Source organism: Porcibacter vitabionis (assembly GCF_046263795.1).
In the GTDB taxonomy this organism is placed as follows: Bacteria; Bacillota; Clostridia; order Lachnospirales; family Lachnospiraceae; genus Lachnocurva.
In genome coordinates this window covers 92,427-112,952 of record NZ_JBJYZD010000008.1, presented here as the reverse complement: position 1 = coordinate 112,952, position 20,526 = coordinate 92,427, and the positions used below count along the sequence as shown (strand labels likewise).

Annotated in this window: 15 protein-coding genes; 14 read left to right on the top strand and 1 reads right to left on the bottom strand. The window is 48.2% G+C overall.

The window, feature by feature from the left end; all coding sequences use genetic code 11:
• Positions 1 to 97 precede the first annotated feature (97 nt).
• The 8 genes from ACKX2L_RS07605 to ACKX2L_RS07570 all read left to right on the top strand — a co-directional run bounded on the left by ACKX2L_RS07605 (position 98) and on the right by ACKX2L_RS07570 (position 8,624).
• Positions 98 to 1,135 carry a 3-deoxy-7-phosphoheptulonate synthase gene (locus ACKX2L_RS07605; protein WP_497552977.1) on the top strand — a complete coding sequence of 346 codons (1,038 nt, stop codon included), beginning with the start codon at positions 98 to 100 and terminating at the stop codon, positions 1,133 to 1,135.
• A gap of 350 nt (positions 1,136 to 1,485) precedes the next feature.
• The gene (locus tag ACKX2L_RS07600) at positions 1,486 to 2,103 is read left to right on the top strand and encodes a GTP pyrophosphokinase (protein ID WP_497551230.1); all 618 of its coding nucleotides are present in this window, start codon (positions 1,486 to 1,488) and stop codon (positions 2,101 to 2,103) included.
• Between the two features lie 5 nt (positions 2,104 to 2,108).
• Entirely contained in the window at positions 2,109 to 2,780 is a 672-nt protein-coding gene (locus ACKX2L_RS07595; protein ID WP_497552976.1) for a response regulator transcription factor, read from the top strand.
• Positions 2,781 to 2,795: 15 nt separating this feature from the next.
• Positions 2,796 to 4,127: a sensor histidine kinase gene (locus ACKX2L_RS07590; protein ID WP_497552975.1), complete on the top strand. Its 1,332-nt coding sequence runs from the start codon at positions 2,796 to 2,798 to the stop codon at positions 4,125 to 4,127.
• 19 nt (positions 4,128 to 4,146) lie between these two features.
• A complete protein-coding gene (locus ACKX2L_RS07585; protein WP_497552974.1) occupies positions 4,147 to 6,090 on the top strand; it encodes a BMP family ABC transporter substrate-binding protein in 1,944 nt (647 codons plus the stop codon).
• Positions 6,087 to 6,779, top strand: a complete 693-nt coding sequence (locus ACKX2L_RS07580) for a metallophosphoesterase family protein (RefSeq protein WP_497551234.1) — start codon at positions 6,087 to 6,089, stop codon at positions 6,777 to 6,779. Before ACKX2L_RS07585 ends, ACKX2L_RS07580 begins: the two co-directional genes overlap by 4 nt.
• 21 nt (positions 6,780 to 6,800) lie before the next feature.
• Positions 6,801 to 8,018: a peptidase T gene (gene pepT / locus ACKX2L_RS07575; RefSeq protein ID WP_497551235.1), complete on the top strand. Its 1,218-nt coding sequence runs from the start codon at positions 6,801 to 6,803 to the stop codon at positions 8,016 to 8,018.
• Positions 8,019 to 8,120: 102 nt separating this feature from the next.
• Positions 8,121 to 8,624: a LacI family DNA-binding transcriptional regulator gene (locus ACKX2L_RS07570; protein ID WP_497551236.1), complete on the top strand. Its 504-nt coding sequence runs from the start codon at positions 8,121 to 8,123 to the stop codon at positions 8,622 to 8,624.
• Between the two features lie 205 nt (positions 8,625 to 8,829).
• Here the strand turns inward: ACKX2L_RS07570 and ACKX2L_RS07565 are convergent, their stop codons facing one another.
• Positions 8,830 to 11,268 carry a glycoside hydrolase family 94 protein gene (locus tag ACKX2L_RS07565; RefSeq protein WP_497552973.1) on the bottom strand — a complete coding sequence of 813 codons (2,439 nt, stop codon included), beginning with the start codon at positions 11,266 to 11,268 and terminating at the stop codon, positions 8,830 to 8,832.
• A 451-nt stretch (positions 11,269 to 11,719) separates the two neighbouring features.
• Between ACKX2L_RS07565 and ACKX2L_RS07560 the strand changes: the two genes are divergently transcribed.
• The 6 genes from ACKX2L_RS07560 (at position 11,720) to ACKX2L_RS07535 (ending at position 20,454) form a co-directional block, all read left to right on the top strand.
• On the top strand, positions 11,720 to 12,730 hold the full coding sequence (locus ACKX2L_RS07560; protein ID WP_497551238.1) for a LacI family DNA-binding transcriptional regulator: 1,011 nt from the start codon (positions 11,720 to 11,722) through the stop codon (positions 12,728 to 12,730).
• A gap of 60 nt (positions 12,731 to 12,790) precedes the next feature.
• Positions 12,791 to 14,200 carry a carbohydrate ABC transporter substrate-binding protein gene (locus tag ACKX2L_RS07555; protein ID WP_497551239.1) on the top strand — a complete coding sequence of 470 codons (1,410 nt, stop codon included), beginning with the start codon at positions 12,791 to 12,793 and terminating at the stop codon, positions 14,198 to 14,200.
• A 181-nt stretch (positions 14,201 to 14,381) separates the two neighbouring features.
• The gene (locus tag ACKX2L_RS07550; RefSeq protein ID WP_497551240.1) at positions 14,382 to 15,299 is read left to right on the top strand and encodes a carbohydrate ABC transporter permease; all 918 of its coding nucleotides are present in this window, start codon (positions 14,382 to 14,384) and stop codon (positions 15,297 to 15,299) included.
• Between the two features lie 48 nt (positions 15,300 to 15,347).
• Positions 15,348 to 16,214: a carbohydrate ABC transporter permease gene (locus ACKX2L_RS07545; protein ID WP_497551241.1), complete on the top strand. Its 867-nt coding sequence runs from the start codon at positions 15,348 to 15,350 to the stop codon at positions 16,212 to 16,214.
• A gap of 174 nt (positions 16,215 to 16,388) precedes the next feature.
• A complete protein-coding gene (locus tag ACKX2L_RS07540; RefSeq protein WP_497551242.1) occupies positions 16,389 to 18,863 on the top strand; it encodes a glycoside hydrolase family 3 protein in 2,475 nt (824 codons plus the stop codon).
• Between the two features lie 532 nt (positions 18,864 to 19,395).
• Complete coding sequence (locus ACKX2L_RS07535) at positions 19,396 to 20,454, top strand: bile acid:sodium symporter family protein (protein WP_497551243.1); 1,059 nt, start codon at positions 19,396 to 19,398, stop codon at positions 20,452 to 20,454.
• Positions 20,455 to 20,526 lie beyond the last annotated feature (72 nt).

The following is a 20,526-nucleotide window of genomic DNA, read 5'->3' as shown; positions in this document are numbered from 1 at the left end:
GCCCTTGAAATTTACAATGGATTTTACTATAGTAATGGTTAATATGATGTCACACGTCAACGCATAAAAGTACACCGGATGGACTAGGAGAAAAAAGATGGAAATGCAGATGGACTTTAAACGCAGACTTCCCATACCGAAGGAAATCAAGGAAATGTTTCCCCTCCGGCCGGATGTCAGAGATCTGAAGGAGAGAAGAGATCAGGAGATCCAGCGGATCTTCCGCGGGGAAGATCCCCGTTTGATCCTTATCATTGGCCCCTGCTCTGCAGACCGGGAAGATGCGGTTCTGGATTATATGACAAGACTGGCTAAGCTTCAGGAGAAAGTGAAGGATAAGATCTATATGATCCCCCGGGTTTATACCAATAAACCAAGAACCACCGGAATGGGATATAAGGGGATGACGACTCAGCCGGATCCAACCAAGGGAGCAGATGTGCTGGGAGGCTTGATTGCGATTCGACAGCTTCACACCAAGGTTGTCGAGGAAACCGGCTTCACCTGTGCGGATGAAATGCTCTATCCGGCCAACCACCGCTATCTGTCGGACCTTTTGGCCTATGTGGCAGTCGGAGCCCGGTCCGTGGAGAACCAGGAACACAGACTGACTGCCAGCGGTGTCGGTATCCCTGTCGGCATGAAGAATCCGACCGGCGGAGACCTGTCCGTTATGATGAATTCACTGATTGCAGCTCAAAACGGTCATACCTTTATTTACCGAAACTGGGAGGTGCAAACCAGCGGAAATCCTTATACTCATTGCATCTTACGAGGCTATGTTGATAAATTCGGAAGATCTCATCCTAATTATCACTATGAAGATCTGCTTTCTCTGTCTGATGCTTATGCCAATCATCCGGATCTTAAATTTCCTTCGGTCATTGTGGACTGTAACCATAATAATTCCGGCAAGAAATTCCTGGAGCAGATCCGGATTGCCAAGGAGGTCATGCAGAGCCGGTCGCTTTCTAATGACATTCGCAAGATCTTCAAGGGCTTTATGATCGAGTCTTATCTGGAAGATGGGAATCAGCCGGTGGGCGGCGGAGTCTATGGTCAGTCCATAACAGACGCCTGCCTGGGCTGGGAGAAGACCGAGCGCCTGGTTCTGGATCTGGCGGATTTGGCCTGAATAGACGAAAAAAGGATCTGGAAAAAGATAAGAGCTGCTGCAGAATGATCTGTGGCAGCTGTTTTTTGTTACAATCTCATAAACTCATTTCTAAAATAATAGTAATTCCGGTGTTAAAAAGCTGTGATACATATCAGAAAAAATCAGATATTTTCCCGGCCTCTGCCTTCTTCCGGCAGGACCGGGCTTTTATTTGTGAAAAATCCGTTAAACCTGCCTTCAGAGTTCCCTCTTTCCCGCTCTGTCGTGTTATGATGATAGCAGAGACTTTTTCGTTTCTATCGTGTTCGTGCTAGCACGACTTGCAGTGTATCATTATGAAATAAAAACTGACAAAGAGGACTAGTTATATGGAATTAGAGGAAAATACAGACTCATCATCGATCTATGGTGATAAGATGCCGGATCTCTTACAGGTTCAGGAGAAACTCTTATGTGCGATTCAAAAACTGCGCGATAAAATGAAGGAAGAAACCGGCTCTGATCCTGTGGAACACTGTCTGGCCCGTATCAAGTCAGAAGAAAGTATGCGGGAAAAATGCCGGCGGCGGAATCTGCCGGAGACAGAAGAAGCCGCCTTGACGGAGATCTTCGACGCGGTCGGGGTACGGGTCGTCTGTGCTTTTATCAATGATGTCTATATGGTTCGGGATTATCTGGAGAACCTGCCGGATTTTGAAATCGTTCAGGAAAAGGATTATATTCGTCATGCTAAGCCAAATGGTTATCGCAGCCTGCATCTCATTCTTCGGGTCCATTTGGCAGAGGATCGTTCTTATTATGCGGAGATCCAGATCCGGACCATTTCCATGGATACCTGGGCTGCTCTGGAACATAATATTCGTTACAAACATAAGATCAAGGGAAATCTGGAGCTGATCGAGAGCGAACTCAAGCGCTGCGCAGATGAATTGGCATCGACAGATATGTCCATGCAGACCATAAGAGATATGATTCGGGAGGCTTAAGGAGAATGAAATTATTGCTTGCAGAAGATACGAAGGATCTGAATCGTGCATTGACAGCAATGTTGAAAATGCAGGAATATGATGTGGATAGCGCCTTTGACGGGGAAGAGGCTCTGCATCTGATTGAAGAAAATGACTATGACGGCTTGATTCTGGATATCATGATGCCGAAAAAAAGCGGCCTGGCTGTCTTGAAAGAGATCCGGGCCAAGGGGAATACCACACCGGTTCTGATGCTGACCGCTAAGTCGGAGGTCGATGACCGGGTAGAAGGCCTGGAGTCCGGGGCAGATGATTATTTGACCAAGCCTTTTTCCATGAAGGAACTCATCGCCCGGGTGCATGCCCTGACAAGAAGGAGTCAAAAGGCAAAACCTGTCGTTCTTCATTTTGGAAATGTGACTTTGAAGGAAGATACCGGAGAATTAAAGGCAGAGAACAGTATCCGGCTTTCCAATCGTGAGTCCGAGATGCTGGCCACTTTTTTAAATCATTCCGGAGAAAGCCTGGAGGCTTCTTATTTCATCGACCATTTGTGGAAGAATGACGCAGAGGCAGGAGAGGATATGGTGCTTCTCTATGTCCAGTATCTGAGAGATAAATTGTCTTATATCAATGCGGATCTGACGATCCTGGGAGAAAAGACAGGCCCTTTTGTATTGCAGAAAACAGCTTAAAGGAAAGGCGATTGCATGGATAAACGTGCCATAGAAAAGTTAAAACGAAAATTCGTCGGAATTGCCGCTCTGTCTTTTATGCTGGTCATGATCTTTATCGCCGGACTGATCTATGTGGGAAACCTCTGGATCGTAAATAGTGAGATCAATGATGTCTTGACTTATATTGTAGATAATGACGGAGAACTTCCGGAAAACGGACAGGCAAAGAAAGCCAGGGATTCTACTTTTGAAAATTTGCAGAAATCAGACAATAGTGACAGCAAAAAGACGATCACAGATAAATTGACCAATTTCTTCGGACTCCAGGGAAGTTATGATACGCCGGAGTTTCTCTACTCGACACGATTCTTTTCTGTGATCTATAATGCAAAGGACCATAGTGTTGTCGAAGTGAAAACGAGCCATATGGCATCGGTTGATAATGCAGAGGCCGTATCGATTGCGACTAAGATCGAGAAAAGGAATTTTGATTTCGGAAGATATGGCGATTTCTATTATAAAAAGTCGACAGATCCTGATGGCAAAAGCATCCTGGTCGTCATGGACTGTACCAGCCAGGTCTCTCTTTCCAAACGGATCTTGATTCTGTCTCTGATCTTTATCGGCTTCGGAATGGTTTTGTCATCCATCATTTTACGGGCCCTGTCTTCCCGGATTGTTGCACCGGAGATCCGAAACAGTGAAAATCAGAAGCGTTTTATTACCAATGCCAGCCATGAATTGAAAACACCGCTGGCTGTGATCCGGGCCAATACGGAATTGACAGAAGCCATGTCCGGCGAGACGGAGTGGACCAAAGCGACTCTCCGCCAGGTCGACCGCCTGCAGGGATTGATCCAGAACCTGGTTTTGATCACCAGGGCTCAGGAGCAGGATTCCAAGGATTCCCGGGTCGATATGGATATTTCAAGTGCAGCAAGGGAAACGGTGGAAACCTTCCTGCCCCTGGCTTCCCAGGAAGGTCTGAAAGTCACCATGGACATTCCAAAGGATCTCCATATGGTTGCGGAGGGTGGACAGATCCGCCAGCTGGTCTCACTTTTTGTGGATAATGCCATTAAGTATTGTGATTCGGATGGAGAGATCTGTATTCGGATCAGTCAGCCGAAAAGGGGACGGTATACCTTGTTCCAGTTTTCGAATTCCTATGCTGCCGGTAAGGATGTAGATTATACCCGTTTCTTCGACCGCTTTTATCGGGAGGATAAGTCTCATAATACCGATAAGGGAGGCTACGGCATCGGGCTTTCCATTGCAGAAACCATTGTAGAACAATATCACGGCTATGCCGGCGTTAACTGGAAAGACGGTGTCATCACATTTATCTGCCGTCTGTACGGTTAGGACTTTTGGGAGGATGATTATGCAGGAGGATTATCAAAAAGCAAGGAAACTTGGAAAAAAGGAATATAATAAGGCGGTTGCGGAAGGCCGTTATCCTTATCTTACGGCTCTGGATGACTTGATCAGTGAGAGCGATACCCGTGGGATCTATCCGGTCGGTTATGTTGAAATCCCCTTGGAAATGATTGCCGGGACCAAAACAGCCGGAAGGCAGAAGGCCTTTGCGGATGATTTTATGCCCCTTTTGGAATTCCGCTCGGAATTTGCCATGAAATGGTCCAATCTCTATGATTCCCAGATGGAAGAGGGAATTCGGGACCCCATCAAGGTCTATGAATATATGCACCGCTTTTATGTCCAGGAAGGAAACAAAAGAGTATCCGTTTCTAAATTTGTAGGTGCTGTCACTATTCTGGCTGAGGTCAACCGGATCATGCCGGCAGCGCAGGAGGAACCGGATTACCAGCTCTACATGGAATTTCTGGATTTCTATAATGTGGCTCCGATCTATGAGATCGATTTCTCCCAGGTCGGATCCTATCGAAAACTGGCAGAACTGATGCAGCTGGACTTCGAGCATCCCTGGCCCATTGATCTGGTTCAGAGATTAAAGGGCGGCTTCCAGTATTTTGACAAGATCTTTCGGCAGAAGTTTGAACAAAACCTCCGCATCAATTCCTCGGATGCCTTCCTGATCTATCTGAATTTCTATCATCTGGATGAAATGCAGGGCCTGCCGGAAACCGTCCTGAATGCCAGGATCTCTAAGCTTTGGAATGAGTTCCTGATCCGGTCCAACGCGGATGAGGTGACGGTCATAGACCAGCCTGATCCGGCCGGATCCACTTTCCGTACCCAGTCGGTTTTCCGGTCCATTTTCGGAGGGAACAGCCGTTACTCCAAGGAAAAACCGCTGAAAGTTGCCTTCTGTTATGAGAGACCTCAGGAGACCTCCAACTGGATCTATGGACATGAGTTGGGCAGAAATTTTGTGGAGAATAAGTATGGCGGGATCGTGGAGACCCTTTGCTTCGATCATTGTGGAAGTGAGGAAGAGCTTAGAACGGCGATCGACGATGCAGTTTCCAAAGACTGTGAACTGATCTTCACCGTCTCTCCCAAACAAATGACAGAGACGATGCGGTCGGCAGTGCATTTTCCTAAGGTGAAATTCTTCAACTGTTCGATCAATCTGTCACATGCCAGGGTGCGGACCTACTATGCCCGTATGTTTGAAGCCAAAGCCATTATCGGAGCTTTGGCCGCCTCTCTGTCCGATAATCATAAGATTGGCTATCTGGCGGATTATCCGATCTACGGATCTCTGGCTGAAGTAAATGCTTATGCAATCGGAGCGTCTATGGTGGATCCTAAGGTCGAGGTCTATCTTTCCTGGACATCCATGAAGGATGCCAACTGGCAGGAAGTCATGAAGAAGAATGGCGTAAAGCTGGTTTCCGGAAGAGATTTCATCCGGCCGGAAAAGGCATCCAGAGAGTACGGACTCTTTTCCATGGAAGACAATGGCTCGATACGAAACCTTGCTGCACCGGTCTGGAACTGGGGCAAGTTCTATGAACTCATTATCGATGCCTGTATGTCAGGATATCTGGATCAGGAGCCGGGAGATCAGGCCATCAATTACTGGTGGGGCATGTCGGCCGGCGTTGTGGATATCATCACGTCGGAACATCTTCCTTACCAAAGTAAGAAGTTGATCGATAATCTGAAACAGGCAACCGTGAACGGTGCGATCAATCCTTTCCGGGGAGAGCTGCGAAGTCAGAATGGATTGGTTCAGAAAGCAGGACACCATGGCTTGCCGGAACAGGACATTATTACCATGAACTGGCTGAATGATAATATCATTGGACGCCTGCCGCGTCTGGAAGAACTGACCAAGGCAGGACAGGATACGGTGGCAGTCAGCGGCATTATTAAGGAGGATGCCACGATCGCATGAAAATTTTAGTATTGGCAGATGAAGAAAATAAAGCTCTCTATGATTTTTACGATCCGGAGAGAACAAGAGGAGTGGATCTTATCATATCCTGCGGGGATCTGGACCATCGATATCTCGAATACCTGGAGACCATGACCAATGTGCCTTTGCTTTATGTTGCAGGGAATCATGACAAAGGCTATGTCCATGAGCCTCCCCAGGGCTGTATTCCCATCGATGATAAGATCTATGATTTTCGGGGATTAAGGATCCTGGGACTTGGCGGCTCCATGCGCTATCATGATGGTCCCTTTATGTATACGGAAGAAGAAATGAAACGCCGGATCAGTAAGATGCGGCCGGCCATCACCCTTCGGAACGGTTTTGATATTCTGGTGACGCATGCACCGGCAAAGGGCTATGGCGATTTGGATGATCTGCCCCACCAGGGCTTTGAATGCTTCAATACCCTGATGGATCAGTATCATCCCAAGTACATGCTCCATGGCCATGTGCATAAGAGCTACGGCGCCGAATTCAAACGGGAGCGCCTTCATCCAAGCGGCTGCCATATTTTAAATTGCTATGATACTTACTGCCTGGAGATCGGTGATGAGGAGCATCCGGCACAAGGGAAGACCGGTTCCGCTCTCTATGATCTCTATGTCGGCATGAAGGCCAGGCGAAGAGAGAAGAAGTACGGTTGTTGAGATAAGAATCGAGGAATAGAAATGGAAAAATTAAAAAATCGTTTTCTTAAATATATTAGTGTCTATACGACTTCGGATCCGAAGTCTGGGACAACGCCGAGTGCTGAGCGCGAACTGGATCTGGCCCGTCTTCTGATGGCGGATCTTACGGATATCGGGGTAAATGATGTCATTCTGTCAAAGCATGGCTATGTCTATGGACATATTCCTGCCAGCCGGGGGATGGAAGGCCATCGTTCCATGGCTTTGATCTCCCATATGGATACAGCACCGGATTATCCCGGGGAAAATGTAAACCCGCAGATTCTTCCCGACTATGACGGAAAGGATGTGAAGCTTGAAGGCAGCGGTGCCATCTTAAGCGTAAAGGATTTTCCGGAGCTGAAAAATCTGAAGGGAAGGACCTTGATCACGACCGATGGAACAACACTTTTAGGTGCTGATGATAAGGCCGGTGTCACGGAGATCATGACTGCTGTGGAAGAGATCCTTGAAAAGGAGCTTCCTCATGGTGATCTCTGGGTCGTATTCACACCGGATGAAGAGATCGGAGAAGGACCGGATCATTTTGATCTCGATCTCTGCAAGGCAGAGTATGCTTATACCGTAGATGGGGATTATGAGGGCGAGATCGCCTATGAAAACTTCAATGCGGCATCCTGTCAGGTCAAGATCAAAGGAAAGAATGTACATCCGGGTGAAGCCAAGAATATCATGGTCAATGCGGTAGATATCGCCTGTGAATTTGCATCCCGTCTCCCCAAGGATCAGAAGCCGGAAAAGACCGCAGGACGGGAAGGCTTTATTCATCTTATGGAGATGAAGGGGGATGTCGCATCCGCCGAGATGTCCTTTATTATCCGGGATCATGATCGAAACAAATTCGAAGAGAAGAAGAAACTGATGCAGGACCTTTCAAACCGGATGAATCAGGAATATGGACAGGGCCGGATTCAGGTCGAAATCAAGGATTCCTATTTCAATATGTTTGAAGTGATGAAGGATCATATGGACATTATTCATAACGCAGAAGATGCCATTCGTTCCGTCGGTCTGGATCCGATCTCCCGGCCGGTCCGTGGCGGCACCGATGGCGCAGCACTTTCCTTCAAGGGACTTCCCTGCCCGAATCTGGGTACCGGTGGATATGGTTTCCATGGACCTTATGAGCATTGCACCCTGGAAGCCATGGAGACTGTTGTAAAGGAACTGATCTATCTGGCTGCACATCCCCTGTGAGGGGATGGCTGATCCACTGTTGTATGTCAGAGCTGAAAAAAAGGCATTTCTGACGTTCCTGTGATCAAGCTTATAAATACGTTTTGCAGGGGGAGAAGAGTTATGGCAAAGATCCGGGATATTGCCGGAAAACTGGGCTTGTCACCATCTACGGTCTCTAAGGCCTTGAATGGATATGCCGGAGTTTCGGCAGAGACAAGAAAAATGATCCTACGTGAAGCAGAAAGGCAGCACTATGCAGTGCTGCCTCTTTCTGTCCGAAGGGAGCAGGCAATACGGGAGGAAATAGGCGAGAGCGGCTTTTTAAGACAGGAAGTGGAAGATGACATTCTTCCGGATTCCTCGAGTGAGAAGGAGTCGGACAGACTTTATGAGACTGCTTTCCGGGAGACTGCAGAACTCATCCGCATGGGTTTTCGCCAGATCTCTTATGAGACTTCCAGGGAATCTGTTGCGAGAGGCGTGGAGAAAGCCTGCATGGCAGGAAATGTGATTGCAGAGCGAATGAATGCAGATGCTGTTTCACAGACCTGCCTAGGAATGATCCATGCTTATTCTGCATCGGACCAAAGGAGCTTAATACGGATCATGGAAGATCCGGTGTAAATCAGGAAAAACGCATACGGATCATAGAAGATCCGGTGTAAATCAGGAAAACGCATACGGATTATAGAAAACCCGGATAGAAAACCCGGCCAATCAGGGGTGGGATTGGCCGGGCGAAACAGAGGGTATATGAAGAAAGAGAGAATCAGAAATTCCGATTCTTATTCTTAAGTAAGGCAAAATGAAAATCATTCGATGGGAATCGTCATTCTCCCAACCGGACCATAACGTCATGTTCTGTTCCGGACAAATCGGTCGGGATCAGATTGGACGCCATGACCTTTCCGTCTACTGTCATTTCTTTTACGCCTTTTTCCTTGTGGGCGCTGTTGTCGATATGGATATGGTATACATTTCCACGATACTTTCGAATGATATCAAAGCCATCGACAGAGGACGGAATGCAGGGGTTGATACGGAGACCGTCCAGGGTCGGCTGGATGCCCAGAATATACTGACTTATGGCAGTGAAAGTCCAGGCGGCCGTACCGGTCAGCCAGCTGTTCTTGCCTTCGCCGAAGGTCGGCGCATCGATACCGGCAACCATCTGGCAATAAGCATAAGGTTCGGTCCGGTGGATGTCGCTGATGTCCTCGAGATAGACAGGACAGGTCTTTTTGAAGACTTCAAAGGCCCGGTCTCCATGCCCAAGAACTGTTTCCGCACAGGCAATCCAGGGATTGTTGTGGCAGAAGATCCCGGCATTTTCCTTATATCCTGGCGGATAGGAAGAGATCTCCCCAAGCTCCAGATGATAGCGGGTATAGGCCGGCTGGAGAAGGACAATACCGTATTTCGTATCCAGACGTTCCTTTACGCTTAATAGAGCACTTTCAGCTTTTCCGCTGTCCAGGCCGACATGGGCCATGACGCACATGCCCTGAGGCTCGATGTAGATCTGGCCTTCCTCACATTCTTTGGATCCGACCGGATGAGACTCAGCATCATAGGCGCGAAGGAACCATTTTCCATCCCAGCCGGCGGTCTGAATGGTATGGTCCATTTCTTCGGTTTCTTTCCGGATTTTTTCGGCTTCTTCTTTGCAGTCGATATGATCCAGGATATCAGCCAGTTCATTCCCGTATTTTACGAACATGCCGGCGATGAAAACAGACTCTGCGACAGGACCTTCCGAAGGACCGCTGGTTTGGAAGGACTGACCGGGCCGGTCGGAGAAGCAGTTCAGATTCAAACAGTCATTCCAGTCTGCCCGGCCGATCAGAGGAAGGCCGTGAGGCCCCTTGTGGTTCAGGGTATATTGGAAGGAGATTCTTAAGTGGTCGATCAAGGGCTTGGCCTTGGAAAAGTCGCTGTCAAAGGCACAGAGCTCATCCAGAATACTATAGTCGCCGGTTTCACGGATATAAGCGGATGTTCCGGCGATGAGCCAGAGGGGATCATCGTTGAAACCGCCGCCGATATCGGCATTGCCCTTCTTGGTCAGGGGCTGATACTGGTGGTAGCAGCTGCCATCCGGGAACTGGGTGTTGGCGATATCCAGAATCCTCTGCCTTGCCCTTTCCGGGATCAGATGGACAAAGCCAAGCAGATCCTGACAGGAATCCCTAAAGCCCATGCCTCGCCCCATGCCGGATTCATAATAGGAAGCGGAACGGGACATATTAAAAGTGACCATGCATTGGTACTGGTTCCAGACATTTACCAGCCGGTTTAACTTCTCATCCTTCGAGGAAAGGCGATAGATCGAGAGAAGCTTTTCCCAGTAAGCGTGGAGTTCTGCCAGAGCCTGATCCACATCCTGATCGGTCTGATATTTCTGAAGCAGCCGGTAAGCCGGTTCCTTATTAATGACATTGGGGGCGATGAATTTCTTGTCGTTTGGATTTTCACAATAGCCGAGAAGGAAGATCACAGTCTTCTTTTCGCCGGGCTCCAGTGAAAGTCGGATCTCGTGGGCACCGATGGGTGCCCAGCCATGGGCAATGGAATTGGTACAGCCATCCCCGAATACGGCCTTTGGATGAGCCGGCCCGTTGTAGAGACCGACAAAGGCATCCCGGCTGGTATCGAAACCATCGATCGGACAGTTGCAGGCGAAGATGGCGTAATGATTCCGCCGCTCCCGGTATTCGGTCTTATGATAGATGACAGAACCCTCGACTTCGACTTCTCCGGTGGAGAAATTCCTTTGGAAATTTTCCTGATCATCTGCGGCATTCCAAAGACAGAACTCTACATAAGAGAAGAGAGTCAGCTCTTTTTTCTGATGACTCATGTTCGTCAAAGTAATCCGGTCGATCTCACAAGGATCGCTTGTCGGGACGAAACTCTCCTGCCGGGCCGAAACTCCATCCTTCTCCCCTAAGATCGTGGTATAGCCCAGACCGTGGTGACATTCATAATGATCCAGTTCGGTCTGGGTCGGCTGCCAGCCCGGGTCCCAGACAAGATCCTTATCCTTTATATAGAAATATAGACCATTGCAGTCAGCGGGAGAGTTGTTGTAACGATAGCGGGTCAGGCGTAAGAGCTTGGCATCCTTATAGAAAGCATAACCTCCGGAAGTGTTTGAGATCAGCCGGAAGAACTCTTTGGAACCCAGATAATTGATCCAGGGCAGCGGTGTTCTGGGCGTCTCGATGACATATTCTCTGGCCTTATCATCAAAATGACCATACCTCATTTCTGAAATCCTCCTTTTATAAGAAACATTCATATTTCTAATGTACAAATACAGAAACAAAACGTCTGAAATAAATGGAAAATGACGTTTTATTGGGAACGAATACGATTTCGTTCATTTAAAAGTATCATAATATCATTGATTACGAATTACAAGAGTTTCGGATTTTAGAAAGTCTTATTTGGCTATTTCGTGAAAATTTCGAGCAATTTTATTGGTTGAATTGTATATTGACGATAGACATGGGGTGAATTACTATAAGGTTACGAAAACGAGTTCGACATATTTCGAAAGAATCCTGAAAATAATGGCGAAATCGTATTCGAGTAATAGGCGAACCTGCACAGGGTTTGGAAAGCAGATTCCCGATGATGTGCACCAGATCCGGTATTACCTGATTCGTAAATACAGGGATCGTAAGGAAGGCATCAAGTATGGGGAAGGATCATGAATGGTTACAGTAAAGGATATCGCAGAATATTGTAAGGTTTCCAGCGCGACGGTGAGCAAGGCCTTGAATGGTTACGGAGACATCTCTCCGGCCACGGCAGACCGGATCCGCCAGGCGGCAAGAGAACTTCATTATCTGCCGAATGTTGCAGCAAGACAGCTGAAGACAAATAACTCCCATAGTATTGGCCTGCTTTTCGAAGACCATACGGGAAGCGGCCTGACGCATGAGTTCTTTTCAAAGATCTTAAATGCTGCGAAGAACGAGGCAGAGCATTCCGGATATGACGTAACCTTTATCAGCCGAAACCTGGGAGGGAAGCTGACATCCTATCTGGAACATGCCAGATATCGCAGACTGGACGGTGTCCTCATTGCCAGCGCCGACTTTGAATCCAGATCCGTGGAGGAACTGGTGCAAAGCGAGATCCCGACGATCACAATCGACTATAGCTTTAACGATCAGAGCTCTGTGATGAGCGATAATGTCGAAGGAAGCTACGCACTTACCAAATATGTGATCGAGATGGGACACAGGAAGATCGGATTTATCCATGGTGAGGATACTTCCGTTACCAGAAAGCGTATGGTCGGATTCAACCGGGCCCTGACCGAAGAGGGAATCACGGTTCCGGAAGAATACATCATAGAAGCGGCTTACCATAGTCCGGATTCCTGCAGGGAAGCAACAAGGAAACTGATGGAGCTTCGGGATCCGCCAACCGTCATTCTTTTCCCTGATGATTATTCTTACATCGGAGGATTGATGGAACTGGAGCGGATGCATGTGAAGATTCCGCTGGATGTATCTGTTGTTGGATATGATGGAATCGGTCTTTCTCAATATCTGCATCCGGTGCTTACGACCTATCATCAAGACTCAGAGGAAATGGGTAGGATTTCCATGAGAAAACTGATTGAGTCCATTGAGCATCCGAAGACCTGTGAAGCTGAAACACTAAATGTGAAGGGAAAGCTTTTGATCGGGCATACCGTTCGAAAGATCAGCTGACAGGAAAGAGAAAGATCGTTTGCATAGAAAAGAAATGCTCTTAAAAAGGAGGTAGAGAGTATGAAAAAAGGTGTTAAGAAGGCATTGTGTGTGGCACTTGCAGCCGGAATGATCGTTCCGATGGCCGCTTGCGGAAGCAAGGGTGGAAGTGCTGAGAAGACAGGCGGGGATGCCAAGACCACAAAAAGTGGCGGTGAGGGCAAGGTCCTGAACATTCAGTGCTGGAACGATGAGTTTGCAAGACGTCTGAGAGATCATTATCCCGATTTCAAACCGACAGATAAGGAAAATCCTACCAAGGGCGGCACAATCGGTGACGTCAAGGTGAAGTTTACCGTTACCCCTTCTGATAACAATGCTTATCAGAATAATCTGGATGAAGTTCTTCCGAAGAATGCCGACGCCAAGGATGACAGCAAAGTTGACCTCTTCCTGATTGAGGCCGACTATGCCAGAAAGTATATCAACACCAAGACCCCTGTAACGGAGAAGATTGCAGATCTCGGAATTACCGATGCAGATCTGGCTAATCAGTATCAGTACACCAAGGATGTTGTAACAGATTCCAAGGGAGATCTCCGTGGTGTATCATGGCAGGGCTGCCCGGGCCTTCTGATTTACAACAGATCCATTGCCAAGGCTATGTGGGGTGATGATTCACCGGAAACCGTTCAGGCTCATGTAAAGGATTGGGATACCTTCACAGCTACAGCTGCTGAGCTGAAAGCTAAGAATTATAAGGTTGAGGCAACGGTAAATGACTCCTACCGTGTATATTCCCAGAATGCCAAGACTCCTTGGGTAGACAAGGACGGTAAGATCCAGATCGATGCCAATATCATGAAGTGGGTAGATGATTCCAAGAAGCTGGTTGATGCCGGTGAGACCGGAACCGATGACCTCTGGAGTGATGGCTGGAGTGCAGGCTTCAAGGCTCCTGGCGATACCTTCTGCTATTTCGGACCTGCTTGGCTGATTAACTTCTCCATGGGCAATGCTCCCGATTCCGACAAGGGTGATGACGGCTCCATCGCACACGCCGGCGGATGGGGTGCATGTGCAGGACCTGAGTCCTTTAACTGGGGCGGTACCTGGATCTGCGCAGCCAAGGGCACTGATAATAAGACTCTGATCGCTGACATCATGAAGAAGATGACCTGCGATAAGGCTACCATGCTTGATATCGTGAAGAAGGATTCCGATTTCGTAAACAACCAGCCGGCTATGGAAGAAGCTGCTAAGGATGATTCCTATGCATTCAAGGTACTTGGCGGTCAGAACCCGCTGCCTCTGTTCTGCGAAGGCGCAAAGAAGATCAGCATGAAGAATCTTACCGATTATGATCAGGGCTGCACCGAGTCCTTCCAGAAGGCAATGAAGGATTACTTCACCGGTAATGCAACGAAGGATAAGGCTCTGGACAACTTCTATGCAGATGTTCTGAAGAAGTATCCGAATCTCTCCAAGTGAGAAATGTAGACCGATTCGTAGAGAAAGGTGCATGCTTTTGATCCCTTCGTCAAAATTTGAAATTTGATGGAGAAAAGGAAAGCACTTTTCAAAACAGGATCGTGAGTTCAGCATCTGCCTCCCTCATAAGGAGGCAGATGTTCTATCAGGACAATAGAGTCCTTGTTATGGGAGAAAAAGTATGAAAACGAAAAAGAATAAGGTCGCATCATATAACAAATGGGGTTATATTTTTCTCATTCCCTTCTTTGTTATCTTCACCATTTTCCAGTTGATACCCCTGGTAACGACTATTTTTAACAGCTTTTTTGAGAATTACCGGGTTGGACTGGAGCAGATCGGACCGCGTTTTGTCGGATTAGCCAATTATGCAAAACTGATCACCAAAGGGCACTTACTCATGTATGCCGGAAATACCATGATCATGTGGCTGATCGGCTTTATTCCGCAGATCATCGTTTCTCTCCTTCTGGCAGCATGGTTTACAGATCCCTCTCTTCGTTTGAAGGGTCAGCGCTTCTTTAAGACCGTTATTTATCTGCCGAACCTGATCATGGCAGCAGCATTCGCAATGCTCTTCTTTACTTTGTTTGGAGCATCGAAACATGCACCGATCAATGGACTTCTGATCTCCATGGGATTCTTGAAGAAACCCTTCGATTTCTTTGCCAGTGTATGGGCTACCAGAAGCCTGGTTGGTTTAATGAATTTCCTCATGTGGTTTGGTAATACGACCATTCTTCTGATGGCGGGCATGATGGGAATCGACCAGTCCCTGTTTGAAGCGGCAGAAGTCGACGGAGCCACATCCACCCAGATCTTCTTCAAAATTACCCTTCCCTTGTTACGGCCGATTCTGGTCTATGTTTTGATCACATCCCTGATCGGTGGTCTGCAGATGTTCGATGTACCGCAGATCTTAACAAACGGTAGTGGTCAGCCGAACAATACGACAATGACAATGATCATGGAATTGAACAAGCATCTGTATTCGAAAAACCTCGGTATGGGCGGTGCACTTTCCACGGTACTCTTCATTATCACCGGTATTTTAAGCTTCTTCGTATATAAGCTGACCATGAAAGGACAGGAGTCGTAAGGGAGACTTGTTATGAGAGATCGATTCGTAGAAAAGAGGGCATAGGATATGGATAATACATTCAGCATTCAAAGAAAGCAAGGCGTGGGAGTAAAAGTCAGAAGGGTCATTGCCTATATCGTTCTGATCTTCTTGTCCTTCCTCTGCCTCTTCGGATTCTATATCCTGTTTATCAATGCAACGAGAAGTAACGGAGATCTGAAGATGGGATTTCAGGCCTATCCCGGGACCCAGCTGGCGAAAAACTTCATCAATATGCTGCACAGTACACAGCCAATCGTACGAGGCATGCTGAATTCACTTTTGGTGGCAGGTGTCAGCGCATTCTTCTGCACTTACTTCTCAACCATGACAGCATATGCGATTCACGCATATCGTTTTAAACTGAGAAATGCGGCCTTTACTTTTATCCTGGCCATTATGATGATCCCGACACAGGTAACGGCACTTGGTTTCATTCAGTTGATCACCAAGATGGGATTGATGGATAATTACATTCCACTGATCGTTCCGGCCATTGCAGCGCCGGCAACCTTCTTCTATATGAAGCAATATATGGATTCCACCCTGCCCATGTCTCTTGTGGAAGCAGCCCGGATCGATGGAGCCGGAGAGTTTCGAATCTTTAATTCCATTGTACTTCCAATGATGAAACCTGCGATCGCAGTTCAGGCAATCTTTACCTTCGTAGCCAACTGGAACAATTACTTCACTCCGGCCCTGGTATTAAAAACGGAGGAATACAAGACCCTCCCCATTATGATTGCAGAACTTCGATCCGCAGATTTCCTCAAATTCGATATGGGTGTTGTCTACATGACGATCGCCTTCTCCATCTTCCCGGTCATTATCGTTTATCTGATCCTTTCGAAGAATATTGTAAGCGGCCTGGCCATGGGAGCTGTCAAGGGCTGATGGGATCGAGATCATAGGAATTGCAGTAGGACATGCATTGGGCGTGTGAAAAAACACCTTTTTTCACACGCCCATATTTTTTATAATTTTTACATCGAGTATTTGCCGGGCCCCGTGCCGGGAGAAATATCGTTATTTTCAATTTGAAGCCTTAGGAAAGGGAGGACAGTAAGCGTGAACGATATTCATTTCGAAATAGATGAGAAAGAAACCGATCAGAACCGGTTAGAGACCTGTGACCAGACACAGAATGATCCCCGGCCGGAAGTCAATGAATTGGCACAGGCTCAATTGTCTGGTGCAAAATTGTTTGAAGAAAAGTATGAGACTGAAGGAATGGCAGATCTCCTTCGAAAGGCGGCAGCTGAGGGTATCGTCCTCCTGGAAAACCGGGACCAGACCCTTCCTTTCCAAAAATCAGACCGCCTGGCTGTCTTCGGCCGCTGTCAGGTCGACAGTTTCTTTGTCGGTTACGGTTCGGGCGGTGATATCATCCCAGTCCGCAAAGTTTCCATTCTCCAGGGCATGGAGGAGGATCCGGACCTGACCATTGACCGGGATCTGGCGGATCTCTATCAGAAGTTTTCAAAAGCCAATCCGGTTGACACCGGCGACTGGAGCGCCTGGGGCAAGTGGCCGTTTTTTTATCCGGAGATGGAAGTATCCGACGAGACCCTTCAAAAGGTGGCGAAGGAATGCAACAAAGCGGTCTATATTATTGGCCGGGCGGCCGGGGAAGACCGGGAGAATCGCCTGGAGCCGGGAAGCTATTATCTGACTGCCGCGGAGGAGCGGATCCTGCAAAAGCTGGATCAGAACTTCGACTCCATCACGGTCCTTCTCAATATCGGAAACGTCATGGATCTGTCCTGGCTGTCGAACTATTCGCATATCAAAGCTCTGGCAATTGTCTGGCAGTTGGGCCAGGAGATGGGATATGCGGTTTCGGATGTCCTGTCGGGAAAGGTAAACCCATCCGGGCATCTTACGGACACGATCGCAAAGGAGTATCGTGATTACCCGTCCTCCGATTCCTTCGGTGATCCGGTTCGGAATGAGTATAAAGAAGGAATTTTCGTCGGTTATCGGCATTTTGAAAGCAGGGCAAAGGACAGGGTCCTCTATCCTTTTGGCTATGGTCTGTCTTATTCTGACTTTGAGATCCTGCCCAAATCGCTTCACCATTATCCGGGGCTGACGGAAATCCGGGCTTCTGTTAAGAATCTGTCCAAGAGACCGGGGAAAGACGTCCTCATGGTCTACGTTTCCACAGATCTGCCCAGGTCCAGGCTAAAGCGGCCGGCCCTTGCCCTGGTTGGCTTTGTAAAGAGCCAGCTTTTGAATGAGGGAGAAGAGGACACGGAAAATTTCATGGTCAGTGATTACCAGCTGTCTTCTTATGATGCGGACGGCCTTACCGGGCATCCTTCTGCCTATGTTTTGGAAGAGGGAACCTATACTTTCTATGCCGGGGATTCTGTCAGAAATCTGGTGGAGATCGGATCATTTGCGCAGGACATGACAGTTGTCACCCGCCAGTGTGAGAAGGCGACAACGGAGACCAGCCGGGAGCTTGCTGCCAGGATTCTGTCACGCCTGCCCAAGGAAGTGCCGAATCAGACGCGGGAATTGGCAGAGTCGGGAGAGAGGAAGGAGAAGCCTTTACCACAGTTTGAACAGATTAGTCTCCAGGATGTCAAAGATGGGAAGGCAAGTCTGGACGATTTTATCAGTCAGTTGACTTTTGAGGAACTGGTGGATCTGTCGCGCGGAGAAGGCCCCATGAATTCCAGCTTTGGAGCGGAGGGGAATACCGGGATTTTCGGCGGAGTGTCTGATTCTTTACGGGCCAAGAAGGTGCCTGTCATTGTGACCAGTGATGGCCCTGCAGGCCTTCGCCTAAGACATTATACGACTCTTCTTCCCATTGGAACGGCTTTGGCTTCGACCTGGAATGACAAGCTGGTCAATCAGCTCTATCAGAAAGAAGCGGAAGAGATGGAGCATTATCAAATTGATGTCATGCTGGCGCCAGGTATGAATATTCACAGGAATCCGCTCTGCGGAAGGAATTTTGAATATTTCTCGGAAGATCCTTATCTCACCGGTTGGATGGCTGCTGCGGTCGTGGATGGAATTCAGTCCAAGGGAGCCAGTGCCTGCCCCAAGCATTTTGCCTGCAACAGTCAGGAGACCGGGCGGAATCAGGAAGACTCTGTGGTGGATGAGAGGACACTTCGGGAGATCTATCTCAAAGCTTTTGAAATGTGCGTTGGTATCGCTTCGCCAAAGAATATCATGACTTCCTACAACCGGGTCAATGGTATCTATAGTCATTATCATTACGATCTGGTCACAACGATTTTAAGGAAAGAATGGAAGTATCAGGGAAATGTCATGACCGACTGGTGGATGCAGCCGGGCGAATCTCCGGAATTCCCGGGCCTTAAGAATAATGCCTACCGGATCCGTGCCGGCGTCAATGTCCTCATGCCCGGCGGCCGGGACTATATGGATCAGGGACCTCATCACAGTGATCCGGAAGTCGCAAAGTGTATGGAGCCGGAGGTTCCGGACGGTCTGACCCTGGCAGAGCTCCAGACAAATGCAAAGCATGTCCTGGAATTCTGCCTTGAGCGGATGGAATAAAAAGAGCATTGGAAAGTCCAGATATTATTTGGAAGATTGATGAATGTATTTCATTTAATGCTTGAACAAAATTTGATAAGTGATATATTTTGTATCAGCAGCAGGGAAATGAAAACCTGCCGCTGACAACTGCACAGCCTTTAAATTCATTGATGAGAACAAGTTCGGTTCACGAGTGAGAGCCATTCAGAGAACCTGCGGACGGTGTGAGCAGGCGGGCGCGCGAATTCGGATATCCTCTCGGAGAAGCAAAGCTGAACGGGAACGCTTTATATTTGATTCAAATCTGAAAACGGAATCGGAAGAATTCCGGACGGATCTGAACAGACTCAGACAGATTTGAAATCGAAATCCCAAGTAGGCGGCGACGGAATCCTCCGTTATAAGGAAACGTATGCTGGTACGTAAAAGTGTCGTCAGCCGTAGGTTTTACGGCAGGCGGAATCAGGGTGGTAACGCGGAATCATTTCGTCCCTCTCAGCCGTTAAGGCCGGGCAGGGACTTATTTTTTGTTTCGCGGAGGTATCACAAAATGAAAGCATTGAAAAAAGTATCAAAGTTTATGTCGAACCACACGGCGCTGGTCGTTATCGCCTTTGCCGTCGTGACCTTTATCTGGCCGGCCTGGATGGGCTGGGTCAACAAGGCCTGGTTTACCGATTTTGCAACCAATAAATTCACAACGCAGACCGTGATCATCGGCGTCATCATGATGAGCATGGGAATGTCAATGACGACCGAGGATTTCAGAATCCTTGCTCAGCGGCCCCTGGATATCTTCATCGGCGCAGCTGCCCAGTACGGCATCATGCCCTTCCTGGCCTATACGCTGGTTCATCTGCTTCGTCTGCCGGATGACCTGGCTCTGGGCCTGATCCTCGTAGGCTGCTGCCCCGGAGGCGTTTCCTCGAATGTCATGTCATATCTCTGCCATGGCGATGTTGCCTTTTCCGTCGGCATGACAACTGCTTCGACGATCCTTTCTCCGATCATGACACCGCTTCTCATCTCTCTTCTGGCAAGCGGTGCAACCGTCAGAATCAAGGCCTTCCCCATGTTCGTATCCATCATCGAAACCGTTATCCTTCCGGTTGCCCTTGGCTTTGTATTAAACGCAGTTTTCGGTAAGAGAGAAAAGTTCCGTGAATTCCAGCAGCTCATGCCGGCTGTTGCCGTTCTCGGTCTGGCTTTTGTTGTCGGCGGTGTTGTAAATTCCCAGGGCGCAAGCTTCTTTACATCCGGCCTTGTAATCTTTGTTGCAGTATTCCTTCACAACGGATTCGGCTATGTCCTCGGCTATCTGGTTGGCATCCTGACACGCATGAACAAGGCAAAGAGAAGAACCATCTCCATCGAGGTCGGCATGCAGAACGCAGGTATGGCTACAAACCTTGCCAATACGACTGCACAGTTTGCAACACTTCCCAATGCCGCCATCATCTCCGCTGTATCCTGTGTATGGCACTCCATCTCCGGAACCATCCTGGCAGGCTTCTTCTCATGGCTTGACAAGCGGGTAGAAAATAAGGCCCCTGCCGAGACCTTGGATGAGAAGGAAGAAGGGGCAGATCAGTCGACGGTAACTGAGTAATCGTACTGAAAAATAATATTGCTGAAAGAAAAAGTCCCGATGCAGAACGCACCGGGACTCTTCTTCTGTCTT